The organism is Aristaeella hokkaidonensis (assembly GCF_018128945.1).
Lineage (GTDB): Bacteria > Bacillota > Clostridia > Christensenellales > Aristaeellaceae > Aristaeella > Aristaeella hokkaidonensis.
Genome location: NZ_CP068393.1, coordinates 2,989,045 through 3,002,799, shown reverse-complemented (window position 1 = coordinate 3,002,799; position 13,755 = coordinate 2,989,045). Strand labels below are relative to the sequence as shown.

Here is a 13,755-nt window from a genome sequence, read left to right as displayed (position 1 = left end):
TTTACTCTGCCTTCACGTCCAGGCCGTTCGGAACGCCGCGCCAGTCTTTGAAGGGATATACCACCTGGCGTACATGACCCACGATCATATCCCGGCTGATAGCGCCCACATAGCGGCTGTCATTGGAATTGTTCCGGTGATCGCCCATGACGAAATACTGGCCTTCAGGAACCTCATAGGGGCCGAAATTGTTCCGGCTTCCTGTGCGGTACTCGTCATTGATATAGGGCTCTTCATACCGCACTTCCTCGTCCTGGCCCTTTTCCTTCACATACAGGTAGCCGTCCTCCAGGCGGATGGTATCACCCGGCAGGCCGACAACACGTTTTACAAAGTTGGTATCGCCGCGGCCGGGATACCGGCAGATGACCACGTCAAAGCGCTGCGGATTGCCGCCGAAGGTAAACCGGGGCGCGTTTTCCTTGTCTGTGTTGCTCTGCCAGGGCAGGCACAGCCAGGTGCTGGAATAGTCATACTTGGAGACAAACATGATTTCCCCGTTTGCCAGGGTATCATCCATGGATTCTCCGTCCACCCGCACGGGCTCAAACACCAGGGAACGAATGACCAGCGCGGCCACAACGGCCACCAGAATGGTCAGCACCCAGCTGAGAATCTCCTGTCCCACAGTTTTCTTTTCCTTCTTCTTTCCCTTTTTCTGTTTATTCTCAACGGCTGCTGTTTCAACGGCCTGATTGGTCTCGCTCATTTCAGTTTGCTCCCTTCAGTCTTTCAATCTCTTTCAGGATCGTTTCCCGGTTGCAGTAATTCAGCGGGGAGAACCGGCCGCCGGCCGCTTTCTCCAGCTTCTCCAGCGCCCCTTCCCTGTCCCCGGCTTCCTCATCATACCGGCTCAGGAAATACAGCGTGTCGATCTGGCTGTCCTTCAGGGCGTAGGCTTTATCAAACCATTCCTTCGCTCCCGCCTTGTCCTCCAGCACCCGGTATGCGAACTGCCCCATGTTATCCAGGCAGATCGGATCCTCATCATCATATTCCAGCGACTTCCGGATAAACTCTTCCGCCTTCTTCTGCCCGGCTTCCCAGGCTTCCCGCGGGGAAACAGTCTCTTCTGCCTTCTCTTCTCCGGCAGCTTCTTCCGGCTCCGCGGCCGGTTCCGTCACCTGGTCAAAGTCCGGCCGGTTGGCCGCGTCGTATTTTTCCACATACAGATAACCCAGGGTCTGGTAAAGCAGGCCGGTCTCACCCTTCTGGAACTGCTGTTCCAGGGTGTTGATGCCCTTGTCCACGTCTCCCAGCCGGAAGCAGCATGCCGCGTAATCCACCAGCAGCGTAACCCGCTGGCTCGGCGTCATGCCCGGAGCTTTCTGGTGCTTCACCAGGAACTCCTTCGCCTTCTGGTACTCTCCCTCCCGGATGATCATCAGGGCATAGGCCAGATTGTATCGGGGATCGTTCAGTCCCTCCGCAAAAGCCTCCTCATACAGCTTCCGTGCCTCTGCCTTCTGGCCCTTCTGCTGAAGCCTGTATGCCTTGTTGGCCTTGATCGGTGTCAGAAAACCCATGTCGTTATTGCTCCTTCAGTTTCCGTTTCAGTCTTTGCCAGCGGTATTGTAACTCATTTTGATCCGCTTGTACAGCATCGTCCTGTCCGAATCCCGGCTCACTGAGCCGGATGATTGCCTGTTCCGTCAGGCGGAGTGCCTCCGGGATATCCCGCAGCACATGTTCCTCATACTTGGCCAGCTCCACATAGGGCATTATGCCGCCCCGGCCTTCCCGGATCATCTGCCGCCAGACCTCCGCGGCCTCTTCCCGTTGTCCGCTCCGCCGGTAGCTGACCGCCAGCGCCGAGGAGGCCAGGTCGCCCATTCTCCCCCGGCTGGCCAGCCGGTAGCACCTGCGCGCCGGTTCCGTCTGGTTCACCCGTTCCAGCGCCCGCCCCATCGAATAGACGTCCTCGCTGAAACGGATCTTTTCCGGATGCTGGTACAGTTCCGCCATGTGGTTCAGCAGTACGCAGAGACTGGCAATATCCTGCGCGTTGTGTTTCAGGATATCCTCCAGCAGGGACATCTGTTTGGTTTTCAGGTAGGTAAAGTACCGCTGGGGCACTTCGCTTCCCGGCAAGTCGTCCTCCCGGGGCTTTCCCAGCACCACTTCCTCCAGCCGGCCCAGGTTGCACCGTCCGAGCCGCAGCTTCCACAGCCGCCGGCACATATGCAGCAGGTCCAGGTGCGGAAGGTCCAGGCAGTTCCGGCTCATCCGGTTCATCAGGAACCGGCTTTCCAGCAGTGGTACGTCAAAAGTGGTGCCATTGAAGGTACACAGCACATCAAACTTTCCCAGTCCGGCAGCGACATGTTTGAGTAAATACGGCTCCTCCGGATAATCCCGCATCAGGAACTGGTGCACCTCAAATCCGTTGTCCGTCAGGAATCCCATCCCAACGAGAAAAGCCACCGTGCCGCTTCCGCCCAGGCCGGTGGTTTCCGTATCCAGATACAGGATCCGCCGGGGATCAAAATCCTCCGGCATCTCCTTTTCACTCATCAATGCAAGGGTATCCCGGGACAGCTCCAGTGCGCCGGGGAACTCTTCCGCCGGCCGGTATACGGCAAAGTGGCGGCAGTCCCTGTCTTCTGTCTCCGGGGCAGGCTGCCGGGTTCCGCCGGTACCGCCTACCGCCCTGAGCTTATCCCGAAGGTTCATTTCGTCAGCTCCTTCAGCAGGCGGATCGCCGTACGTTTCCCATCCTCCCCGATTTCACCCACCGGGCCGACGCAGGAGGGGCAGCCGTAGGCACAGGAGCAGTCCTCCGCCACCTGCAGTGCCTTGCTCAGCAGCAGTTCCTTCATCCCGAAAGCTTTGTGGCTCAGGCCGATGCCGCCGGGCGTGTTGTCATAAAGCAGGATCGTCGGCTCATTGGTGATCGGGCTCTTGACCTGGTAGACCACGGCAATATCCTGCGGCGCGCACATCAGGTACAGCGGACATACGATGCGCAGCAGGTTTGCGATGCCCATCATCCCGTTCTTCAGCTGGTCGCTGGGAATCTTTGCCGCCAGCTTCTCCGGCAGGGTCCACCACATGGAGGTAGTATGCATATCCGTCTCCGGCAGCTGTACATGGCCGAAACCCAGCGTCTCATGGGTGTCAAATTTGATTTTCTTGAACATCGTCACCAGGGCCGTGACCTTGATCTCGCCCAGTCCGGCGATTCCGCCCTGCGGGGTCTGCTCTTCCTTCTCGATATCCAGCAGGCTCAGGTTGATGTTCAGGTCTGCGTCCGTGTAGTAGCCGACGTCCACACTGCGGATGAAGGCCTTGCAGGCGTCAAAGTCCAGCTTCTCCACCTGGAACTGGCGGCCTTCATGCATATAGATGGCGTTCTCATGCAGCAGCATGGGAGCGGTGAACCGGTCCATTTCGCCCACCACCCGGTGATGTGCCGGATCGGTAATATCGATAATAATGAAGTTTTCCGCCGCCGCGGATCGGAGGGAAATCTCGCTGGCCGGGAAATCCTCCGCGGACCAGTGATACCGCCCGTCCACATGGTGCAGGATTCCCTGCTCGTCCAGGTAGTCCAGCAGTTCCTGGGTGGACTGCGTGTTGCCGAATTTGTCTCCGTCCGCAAAGGGCAGCTCAAAGGCCGCGCACTTGAAATGGCTCAGCAGGATATACAGGTTGTCCGGATTCAGCAGGGCGTTCTCCGGGCTCTGGGTCAGCAGGTAATCCGGATGGTTCACGATATACTGGTCAATTGCCGCGGAAGAGGCGATAAAGAACACGATGCTGGTTCCCTTCCGCCTTCCGGCACGGCCCGCCTGCTGCCAGGCGCTGGCAATGGTTCCCGGATACCCGCACATCACGCAGGCGTCCAGCGCACCGATGTCAATGCCCAGCTCCAGCGCGTTGGTGGATACCACTGCGTCCACCTGTCCGTTCCGCAGACCCTTTTCAATCTCCCGGCGTTCCCCGGGCAGATAGCCGCCCCGGTAGCCCCGGACTTTTCCGGCATTGCCCAGCGGATCCCGGACCATGTCCTTCAGGTAGCGGGTCAGCACTTCCACCGTCAGCCGGGACCGGGCAAAGGTGATCGCCTGGATGCCGTTCTTGAGCAGCATCCCGCTGATGGCCCGGGTAATCGGGATCGCGCCCTGGCGGATCCCCAGCTGCCGGTTCACCACCGGCGGGTTGTAGAACACAAAATGGCGCTCGCCCATGGGGGCACCGTTTTCATCGATCAGGGTCACCGTACGGCCGATCAGCGTCTCCGCCAGTTCCTTCGGATTGGCGATGGTGGCGCTGCAGAGAATGAACTGCGGATGACTGCCGTAGAACTCGCACAGGCGCATCAGCCGGCGGAGCACGTTGGCCAGGTTGCTGCCGAAGACGCCGCGGTAGGTGTGGATTTCGTCAATCACGATATACCGCAGGTTCTCAAACAGCTTGACCCACTTGGTGTGATGGGGCAGGATGCCGGAATGCAGCATATCCGGGTTGGTCACCACGATGTGGCCTGCCTGCCGCACGGCGCGGCGGGCTGCGGCGGGCGTATCCCCGTCGTATGTATAGGTTTTGATATCAACACCCATGCCCTCGATCATGTCATACAGCTCGCTGACCTGGTCGGCGGACAGGGCCTTTGTCGGAAACAGATAAAGTGCCCGGGAGTCCTCATTCTGCAGGATGGCGGAAAGCACGGGCAGGTTATAGCACATCGTCTTGCCGGAAGCCGTGGGCGTCACGACGGTCACGTCTTCCCCGCGGGCAATGGCTTCCAGGCTTTTCGCCTGATGGGTATAAAGGCTGTGGATCCCCCGCTGTGCCAGCACGGGGATGAGCCTGGGATCCAGGTTATCCGGGAAGGGGGCAGTCTTTGCCGGCCGGGCAGGAATAACCTCCCACCGGGTGACATCCTTCATGAACTGGTTGTCCCGCCTGAGCTGCTCCGCAAGCTGAGCCACGTTCATTTTTTCGTCCTCCCTCTTCCTGTGCTTTTTGTTCTCACCGATTGCCTTCATTATAAAAGTATCATTCTGCCAATGCAAGGCGAACAAACGGATTTGTCAGAATCTTTGATTCCGGAGGGAAAACATTTTTCGTTCTTGTCTGCATCCTGTTTTGTGCTATAATGGCACCCGTGTGCGCAAAAACGCACCGATGTAAGGAGTGAACAATACAAATGCGGACTGCAATATACGGAGCCGGTTCCCTGGGGACGGTCATGGGAGCCTATCTGACCCGGGAGGGCGTCCCGGTTGACCTGATCAACCGGAATCACGCCCATGTGGACGCCCTGAACCGATCCGGCGCCCACATCACGGGAACCGTTGATATAACCGTTCCGGTCAACGCCCTCCTGCCGGAGGATATGACCGGCAAATACGATATCATTTTCCTCATGACCAAGCAGCTGAACAACCATGAAACCGTCGCGTTCCTAAAGAACTACCTGGCCGAAGACGGCGTCATCGTCACCATGCAGAACGGCATTCCCGAGGACAGCATCGCGGAAATCATCGGACCGGAACACACCATCGGCGTCACCGTGGAATGGGGCGCCACCATGACCACTCCCGGCAGCAGCCGGCTGACCTCCGATCCTGAAAGCCTTTCCTTCCATATGGGCAGCATGCCCGGCATTCCGGATAACAAGCTGGAGCAGGTCAAAGCCGTGCTCGAGAAAATGTGCCCCGTGGTCATTGAAAACAACCTCCCCGGCGCCCGCTGGTCCAAACTGCTGATCAACGCCACCTTCTCCGGCCTGGGCACCGTCATGGGCGGAACCTTCGGGGATGTGGCAAAGGATCCGGAAGCCCGGAACCTCGCGGCCTCCTGCATGAAGGAAGTGATCGACGTGGGCCGTGCCGCCGGCATCACTTTTGCCCCGGTCCAGGGCAAGGATCTCGTCAGCCTCTTCTACTGGTCCAATCCCTTCAAGAAAATGCTGGCCAAGCTGATCATGCCCATTGCCATGAAGAAGCATGCCGCCATCGAGCCCTCCATGCTGCAGGACCTGAAGAAGCATAAGCCCTGCGAAATCGACGCCATCAACGGTGTGGTCTGTGAAAAAGGCAGCCTGGAAGGCATTCCCACCCCGCTCAACGACCGGATCGTAAAGATCATCCATGAAATCCAGGAAGGCAAAAGAAAGCCCTCCAGGGAAAACCTGAAGGAACTGGAAATGTGCCCGAATCTCTGATCCCGGCATCATCATAAAACCGGAGCAGTTTACACTGCTCCGGTTCTTTTTTACTTGTTCTTCAGCCGTTTGTCCAGCCGTGCGGCCAGCCAGGTTCCGGAAGACTGGATGATCTGGGTAATCACCACCAGCACGATCACCGCCAGGTACAGTACCGCGTAACGGTACCGCTGGTATCCGTAGGCCAGGGCCAGCTTACCGAGACCGCCGCCGCCTACCGCGCCGGACATGGCCGTATAGCCCATGATGGTTGTAATCGCCAGCGTGATATTGGTCACCAGGCTGGGGACGCTTTCCGGCAGCATCACATGCAGGACGATCTGCATGGGGGACGCGCCCATAGACTGGGCCGTCTCAATAATGTTGGGATTCACTTCACGCAGGCTGGATTCCACCAGTCGCGCAATGAACGGGAACGCGGCAATGGTCAGCGGGACAATGGAAGCCACCGTACCCAGGGAAGTTCCGACGATCACACGAGTCAGTGGAATAATCATCACCATCAGGATAATGAACGGAATGGAACGCAGCAGGTTAATCAGCACGTTCAGGAATCCCATCAGTGAGGCCGGCAGGGGCCGGATGCCCTTCTTTTCGCCTGTCACAAGCAGCACACCCAGCGGCAGGCCGATGATCACGGCAAAAAGTGTGGCAAGCAGGGTGGAATAAAGGGTTTCCCAGATAGCAAAGGGGAATTCGTTCTGCAGGCATTCCCAGGCTTCCTGCAGGCGTTCCGGGGTAAAAGCATTGGCAAAGTTATTCATGCTTCCACCTCCTTCGCGGCGTATTCCGCTTCAACCTGTACAGTAATATCCGGTGTGGCGCTCAGGTAAGTAACTGCTTTGGCCAGGTTCTCCGGTGAGCCTGGAATATCCAGCAGCATATAGCCGTAGGCACGGTCTCCCACCGAACGGGTGGAAGCGCCGAGAATACTTGCCATAATGCCGCAGTCTATTGCCATCTTTGCGATCAGGGGCTCCCGGGACGCCACGGCGCCGTTGAAAATCACCCGTATACGCTGTCCGCCTTCCGGGAAAACAGAACCGCCGTCCGCGCTTTCCGGATAGATCAGGTTCCGGGTCGCGTTGGCACGTGGATTGGAGAAGACCTCCGCCACGCCGCCTTCCTCCACCACTTCGCCGTTTTCCAGGATGGCCACACGGTTGCAGACCTCCTGTACAACGCTCATCTGGTGGGTAATAACGATCACGGTGATCCCCAGTTTTTTATTGATATCCCGGATCAGCTCCAGGATGGAATGCGTTGTTTTCGGATCCAGCGCGGATGTCGCCTCGTCGCACAGGAGCACATCCGGTTCCGTCGCCAGCGCACGGGCGATGGCCACACGCTGCTGCTGGCCGCCGGACAGCTGGGCCGGATAGCTGTTGGCCTTATCCGGCAGGTCCACCAGTGCCAGCAATTCCCGTGCTTTTGCTTCCGCCGTCTTCCGGTCAATTCCGCCAAGCCGGAGGGGCAGCATCACGTTCTTCAGGCAGGTCCGCTGCATCAGCAGGTTAAAGCCCTGGAAGATCATGGTGATCTTCCGCCGCATGGCACGCAGGTCCTTCTGTTTCAGTGCGCCGATATCCTTGCCGTTTACCAGCACAGAACCCTCCGTGGGTCTCTCCAGCATGTTGATGCACCGTACCAGCGTACTCTTACCGGCGCCGCTCATGCCGATGATCCCGTAGATATCCCCGTCCTGGATCGTCAGGTTGATGTGGCGCAGCGCATCCACAGACCCATCCATCGTCTCAAACTGCTTGGACAGATTCTTCAGCTCAATCATGTCAAAGCCTCCGTCTTCCCGAAATACAACCTATTATAGTAAGAAACCACTTCAAAGCGCAATCCCTTTTTCCGATGGAAAAGGCATCCGGGGTTTTCCCGGATGCCTTTGTCTTCAAAGCCTGAAGATTATTCAGCCAGTCCCAGCGCAGCCAGGTCAGCCTGCTGTCCGGCGTAGAGGCCCATGGGCTCCACATGAACACCGGCGATGGTCACCAGGTTGGTGCCGTTGTTGGCGTTGAAGTCATCCTGGTAGGGCTGATGGGCGAAGAAGTTCGCGAAAGCGTCTCCGTCGTTCACAGCGGTGTTGGGAGTCACATAGTCATCCACCACGGTCACTTCCACGTTGATTTCCTTCTCAGCCAGGATGTCCTTGACAATCGCCAGCACAAAGGAGTGGGGATCCAGCGTGGCAACCACTTTGATGGTCTCGCCCTTCAGCGCGTCGTAGTCCACGGTGGCATCGAAACCGTCTGTGGGATTCTCCACCACGGAGATGGCCTGGCCTTCATAGGAAGCGAAGTAGTCCACAACCTTCTGGCTCAGCGCTGCAGCAGCCAGGGCCTTGGCCTTGTCGCTGTCCTTGTCCGCTTCGTTCACGCTGATCACGTTCACGTAAGGGGATTCGGCATTCTCATACAGCAGGGCGGCAGGCAGTTCGGCAGCCAGGGCATAGTTGCCGTTGATGATGGCGTAGTCCACATCGGGCAGGGCGTTGGGAACCAGCGCGGCTTCCACTTCGACAAACTCGATGTTCAGGGGATTCTCGGTAATATCTTTCACCGTCGCGGTGATACCGGCGTTTTCGTCAACCTTCAGCAGTCCGTAAGCCTGCAGCAGCAGGAGGGCACGGCCTTCGTTGGTAGCGTCATTGGGAACGGCAATCTTGATACCGTCGGCGAAAGCGGCAGTCAGGGACAGGGTCAGTACCAGGGCAACCAGCAGAGCAATAATCTTTTTCATGGGAATTCTCCTCTCATTATTTCAAAATTCATTCAGGGTTTATTTTATGGGACAACGCATCGTGATCAGTTTACATCGACGCATTCGATCGTCCCGCCAGGTTGATTTGCCTTTCACGGCGTCTCCCTCCCTCGTGATTTGATGTTTCGTATTATATCCACCGTTTTTACCCCTGTCCAATACCTGAAAGCAATATGAAGCTATAGACTAAATCTATAACTGAAGTTGTATACAGGATACCGATCTATGGCTCATGATCCAATAGCGGATATAAAGTGGCATTATATATGTTGTAAGTGGGGATATTCATCTTGCCAGTGGCACAAAAGAGCATTATAAAAGGATGTAATGACCATTTTAGTGGGGTTCATTCCCTTTTTTGTCCGTTTTTATCCTCTTTCGGTATGTCTATTGACATCCGGTTGTTCTTCTGCTATTATTCAGTTAAACGATTAAACGATTGTTTAATTGTATTGAAAGTGAGGTGCTGTTACCGTGAAAAAAACCTACAAGATTGAAGTGGACTGCGCAAACTGCGCCAATAAGATGGAAGATGCCGCCCGGAACACCGCCGGCGTGAAGGAAGTTACCGTCAACTTCATGACCCAGAAGATGGTTGTTGACTTTGAAGAAGGTGCAGATGCCGCCGCCGTCATGAAGAACGTACTTGCCGCCTGCAAAAAGGTGGAAGACGACTGTGAAATCTATCTCTGATTAAACAAAATGTAATCAGTAAGGAGAAAGCCATGACAAAAAAGCAAAAGAAAATGCTGATCCGGATCCTTGTCGCCGCGGCGCTGATGCTCATCCTGAAGTTTGTTCCGCTGCCGCTTTCCGGGGTCTCCATGTTCCTGCTCTGGCTCATCCCCTACTTTATCATTGGATATGATATCCTGCGGAAGGCCTGGAAAGGCATCCTCAACCGGCAGGTTTTCGATGAGAATTTCCTCATGGCGGTTGCGACCCTCGGTGCCCTGGCTATCGGCCTGCTGAAAACCGGCGATTATGACGAGGCCGTCGCCGTAATGCTGTTTTACCAGATCGGCGAACTGTTCCAGAGCTATGCCGTAGGCAAAAGCCGCCGGAATATCAGCGAGCTGATGGACATCCGGCCGGATTATGCCAACGTTGAGCAGGACGGACAGCTGGTAAAGGTGGATCCGGACGAGGTGGAAATCGGCACCGTCATCACGGTGAATCCCGGGGAAAAGATCCCGCTGGACGGCATTGTGGAGGATGGAGAATCCAGCCTGAACACCAGCGCCCTGACCGGTGAAAGCGTTCCCCGGGATGTGAAGCCGGGAGATGAAGTCATCAGCGGCTGCATCAACATGAGCGGCCTGCTGCGCATCCGGACCACCAAGGTCTTCGGTGAATCCACCGTCAGCAAAGTGCTGGACCTGGTGGAGAACGCCTCCTCCCGTAAATCCCGCTCTGAAAACTTTATCGCCCGCTTCGCCCGGTATTACACCCCTGTGGTTGTCTTCAGCGCCGTTGCGCTGGCACTGCTTCCGCCCCTGGTTCGTCTGATCATTGGACAGGCACCGGATTGGGGCGACTGGATTTACCGGGCCCTGACCTTCCTGGTCATCAGCTGCCCCTGCGCGCTGGTCATCAGCATCCCGCTGAGCTTCTTTGCGGGAATCGGCGGCGCGGGCAAAGCCGGCATCCTGGTCAAAGGTTCCAACTACCTGGAAGCGCTGGCCAATACCGGAACTGTGGTTTTTGACAAAACCGGCACCCTGACCATGGGCGTCTTCGACGTGGTGGATATCCACCACAGCGAGCTGGACCGGGAGACCATGCTGGAATACGCCGCCCTGGCAGAAAGCGCCTCTTCCCATCCCATCGCCGTCAGCATCCGGAAGGCCTGGGGCAAACCCATCGACCTGTCCCGGGTAGGCAAAGTGGAGGAGATTGGCGGCAACGGCGTTGTCGTGGAGATTGACGGCCGCCAGGTGGCTGCCGGAAACAGCCGGCTCATGCGTCATCTGGGTATTGAACCCATTGAATGCCACAGCGCCGGCACCATCGTCCACATGGCGATCGGCAACGCATATGCGGGTCATATCGTTATTTCCGACGTCATCAAGCCTGATGCTGCGGATGCCATTGCCGCCCTGAAACGGGCCGGCGTCCGTTCCACGGTCATGCTGACCGGCGACGGTCCCTCCGCTGCCGCCCAGGTTGCGGAAGCCCTGGGCATCGACCGGGTTCACAGCGACCTGCTGCCGGGTGACAAAGTGGAGAAAGTGGAGGAACTGCTCGGCGCAAAGAAGCCCGGTGAAACCCTGGCCTTTGTGGGCGACGGCATCAATGACGCGCCGGTACTCAGCCGGGCGGACCTGGGAATTGCCATGGGCGCCATGGGTTCGGACGCCGCCATTGAAGCCGCGGACGTGGTTCTCATGGATGATGATCCCCTGAAGGTTTCCAAAGCCATCCGGATTGCCCGCAAGTGCATGGGCATCGTCCGGGAAAACATCATTTTCGCCCTGGGCATCAAGCTCGCCTGCCTGGTGCTCGGCGCACTGGGGATCGCCAATATGTGGCTGGCGGTCTTTGCCGACGTGGGCGTCATGATCCTGGCTGTGCTCAATGCCATCCGCGCCCTGTTTGTCCGGAAACTGTAACACGGAAGGAGAATGCAACATGGAAGAGAAAAAACTGCCCCATAACCATCACTGCGGGATAGAAGAGCAGTTCGATCATATGCCTGTTCCGGAAGCCTTCGGCGCCACCGCCGAGCTCTTCAAGCTGCTGGGCGATCCGACCCGTGTCCGGCTTTTCTGGCTGCTCTGCCACTGCGAGGAATGTGTGCTGAACCTGTCTGTGATGATGAACATGTCCAGTCCTGCCCTTTCCCACCACCTGAAGCTGCTGAAGGCCTGCGGACTCATCGTCAGCCGGCGCGAAGGCAAAGAGGTCTATTACCGTGCCTCGGATAACGTGCAGGCTTCCGAACTGCATCACGTTATCGAGCATGTGGCCGAGATTGCCTGCCCGGAATAATCCTGGATAAACTGAAAGAATCAGGGGACGGTTTAACCCGTCCCCTTTGTTATAAAATCCAGTAGCGGTTTCCCCGGATCTGTCGTATAATGGCGTCAGCTTACAAACGCACAGAACCCGGCAGGAGAAAAAGATGAACGCGAGAGAATTTCTGGATATTCTGCATGTGGCCGAACGGCTGAAGGATACGCCGCGGCACTGCACCACGTCAAAAGGAAGGACGGAAAGCGTCGCCGAGCACAGCTGGAGGATCTCCCTGATGGCGTTCCTCCTGCGGCATGAGTTCCCGGAGCTCGATATGGATAAAGTGGTGGATATGTGCCTGATCCACGATCTGGGGGAATGTTTCACCGGGGATATCCCGACCTTCCTGAAAACCAGCACGGACAGGGAGACGGAAGATTCCCTGCTGGACCAGTGGGTGAAATCCCTGCCGGCGGAAGTATCCGCTGATCTGGCCGCCCTGTACAGGGAGATGGAAGCCCAGGAAACCATGGAATCCAAAGTTTATAAAGCCATGGATAAGCTGGAAGCCCTGATCCAGCATAATGAGTCTCCTTTAAGCACCTGGTCCGACAATGAGTACGAGCTGAACAAGACTTACGCCTTCGATAACGTAGTGTTCTCAGACTGGCTGATGAACCTGCGGAAAGAGATCCTGGCGGATACCCTGACGAAGATTAAGGCAGAAAATCCAGTCCCGCAAAAGCAGGCCCGCAAACCCGAAGCACCGGCCAAAGATGCCCCGCCGAAAGCCAGATCCGCGAAGCCCCGCACAAAAGTGGCGATCCGCAGGCCTGACCGCGCCGCCTGGAACGCTGACGGGGAATTCGGGGCACCCGTTCCTGTCCCCGCCGTCCCTGTTTCTGTACGGAAAACAATGGAGGCAAAAAACAACGGCGCCGAAGCCCGGCGCAACCGGGCTCTGGTGGCCGACCTGGAAAGAGATGCCATGATCGCTGTTAAGGAAGCAGACATGCCGACCATCCATTTCCCGGAGAATGACGACAAATACAACGCCTCCCGGAAACATAAAGAAACCGGAAAGTCAAAGGATCAGGCCTGAGGCCTGATCCTTTTCGTTTGATCTTTCTTCAGATATCGTATTTTTTCAGCAGCAGGTCCAGTCCTTCCCGCAGCAGGATGGCTTCGCCGACGCCTTCCCGCTTGGACAGCTTGGCCAGCCGCTGCAGCTGGTCCTGGGTGAAATGGCTGGTTTTGGGTACCATCTTTTCTTCCTTGGCCATAGTCACCTTGTTTCCGCCGGCAACCTTGGCCCGGTACAGCGCACCGTCTGCCTTCCGGATCAATTCCGCGCAGCGGCTGGCATCCTCAAAGGCCGTCGCCATGCCGATGGTGATGGTCTGCCGTTCGCCATCCGGCGTTTTTACGCTGTAGTTGTTCTTCAGGTCGTTCAGCAGCAGGAAGATTTCCTCCCGCTCCAGCGTTCCACGGAAGATGATGCCAAACTCGTCCCCGCCAATCCGGAAGACCTTTGCTCCCTCCGGCAGGTTGTCCCGGATATATTTCCCGGCTTCGATCAGGATCTGGTCACCGGCCTCCCGGCTGAAGTCTTTGTTGATATGGTCAAACCGGTCACAGTCAATCAGGGCAATCGCCACCACTTCACCGTTCGCTTCCGCGTCCGAATTCAGGATGCCGGTCAGTTCCTCGTCAAAAGCGTCTCCAACCGGGAACTGCAGCGCGTCGTTCACGGCTGAAATCTTCTTTTCCGCGTGGATCCGTCCCAGTTCTTTGTGTTCTTCCGCGGTAATCGGCCTCATCTTTTCATTCTTCGCTGTCATGTTATATTCTCCTTT

13 protein-coding genes are annotated in these 13,755 nt (G+C 57.0%); 5 read left to right on the top strand and 8 right to left on the bottom strand.

Annotated elements, in window-relative coordinates:
- Position 1: 1 nt before the first annotated feature.
- From lepB to JYE49_RS13535, 4 genes are read right to left on the bottom strand one after another with little or no spacing between them, the layout of a single operon-like run.
- On the bottom strand, positions 2 to 709 hold the full coding sequence (gene lepB / locus JYE49_RS13550) for a signal peptidase I (protein WP_093957741.1): 708 nt from the start codon (positions 707 to 709) through the stop codon (positions 2 to 4).
- 1 nt (position 710) lies between these two features.
- On the bottom strand, positions 711 to 1,526 hold the full coding sequence (locus JYE49_RS13545; RefSeq protein WP_093957742.1) for a CDC27 family protein: 816 nt from the start codon (positions 1,524 to 1,526) through the stop codon (positions 711 to 713).
- Between the two features lie 4 nt (positions 1,527 to 1,530).
- Complete coding sequence (locus JYE49_RS13540; protein ID WP_093957743.1) at positions 1,531 to 2,673, bottom strand: ribonuclease H-like domain-containing protein; 1,143 nt, start codon at positions 2,671 to 2,673, stop codon at positions 1,531 to 1,533.
- Positions 2,670 to 4,940 (bottom strand): DEAD/DEAH box helicase, encoded by a 2,271-nt coding sequence (locus JYE49_RS13535; RefSeq protein ID WP_093957815.1) that lies wholly within the window; start codon positions 4,938 to 4,940, stop codon positions 2,670 to 2,672. The genes JYE49_RS13540 and JYE49_RS13535 overlap by 4 nt, the downstream gene beginning before the upstream one ends.
- 212 nt (positions 4,941 to 5,152) lie before the next feature.
- Between JYE49_RS13535 and JYE49_RS13530 the strand changes: the two genes are divergently transcribed.
- The gene (locus tag JYE49_RS13530; protein ID WP_093957744.1) at positions 5,153 to 6,172 is read left to right on the top strand and encodes a ketopantoate reductase family protein; all 1,020 of its coding nucleotides are present in this window, start codon (positions 5,153 to 5,155) and stop codon (positions 6,170 to 6,172) included.
- Between the two features lie 50 nt (positions 6,173 to 6,222).
- Here JYE49_RS13530 and JYE49_RS13525 read toward each other — a convergent pair whose 3' ends face one another.
- The 3 genes from JYE49_RS13525 to JYE49_RS13515 all read right to left on the bottom strand — a co-directional run bounded on the left by JYE49_RS13525 (position 6,223) and on the right by JYE49_RS13515 (position 8,923).
- Positions 6,223 to 6,936, bottom strand: coding sequence for a methionine ABC transporter permease (locus JYE49_RS13525; protein ID WP_093957745.1), 714 nt, complete (start codon positions 6,934 to 6,936; stop codon positions 6,223 to 6,225).
- Positions 6,933 to 7,961 carry a methionine ABC transporter ATP-binding protein gene (locus JYE49_RS13520; RefSeq protein ID WP_093957746.1) on the bottom strand — a complete coding sequence of 343 codons (1,029 nt, stop codon included), beginning with the start codon at positions 7,959 to 7,961 and terminating at the stop codon, positions 6,933 to 6,935. Before JYE49_RS13520 ends, JYE49_RS13525 begins: the two co-directional genes overlap by 4 nt.
- Positions 7,962 to 8,089: 128 nt before the next feature.
- Positions 8,090 to 8,923, bottom strand: a complete 834-nt coding sequence (locus JYE49_RS13515; RefSeq protein WP_093957747.1) for a MetQ/NlpA family ABC transporter substrate-binding protein — start codon at positions 8,921 to 8,923, stop codon at positions 8,090 to 8,092.
- Between the two features lie 495 nt (positions 8,924 to 9,418).
- Between JYE49_RS13515 and JYE49_RS13510 the strand changes: the two genes are divergently transcribed.
- From JYE49_RS13510 to JYE49_RS15275, 4 genes are all read left to right on the top strand, one after another.
- Positions 9,419 to 9,637 carry a cation transporter gene (locus JYE49_RS13510; protein ID WP_093957748.1) on the top strand — a complete coding sequence of 73 codons (219 nt, stop codon included), beginning with the start codon at positions 9,419 to 9,421 and terminating at the stop codon, positions 9,635 to 9,637.
- Positions 9,638 to 9,669: 32 nt separating this feature from the next.
- The gene (locus tag JYE49_RS13505) at positions 9,670 to 11,556 is read left to right on the top strand and encodes a heavy metal translocating P-type ATPase (protein WP_093957749.1); all 1,887 of its coding nucleotides are present in this window, start codon (positions 9,670 to 9,672) and stop codon (positions 11,554 to 11,556) included.
- Positions 11,557 to 11,575: 19 nt separating this feature from the next.
- The gene (locus JYE49_RS13500; RefSeq protein ID WP_093957750.1) at positions 11,576 to 11,935 is read left to right on the top strand and encodes an ArsR/SmtB family transcription factor; all 360 of its coding nucleotides are present in this window, start codon (positions 11,576 to 11,578) and stop codon (positions 11,933 to 11,935) included.
- A gap of 133 nt (positions 11,936 to 12,068) precedes the next feature.
- Positions 12,069 to 13,001 (top strand): HD domain-containing protein, encoded by a 933-nt coding sequence (locus JYE49_RS15275; RefSeq protein WP_093957751.1) that lies wholly within the window; start codon positions 12,069 to 12,071, stop codon positions 12,999 to 13,001.
- 28 nt (positions 13,002 to 13,029) lie between these two features.
- Here JYE49_RS15275 and JYE49_RS13490 read toward each other — a convergent pair whose 3' ends face one another.
- Positions 13,030 to 13,740, bottom strand: coding sequence for a GGDEF domain-containing protein (locus JYE49_RS13490; RefSeq protein ID WP_093957752.1), 711 nt, complete (start codon positions 13,738 to 13,740; stop codon positions 13,030 to 13,032).
- Positions 13,741 to 13,755: the final 15 nt, after the last annotated feature.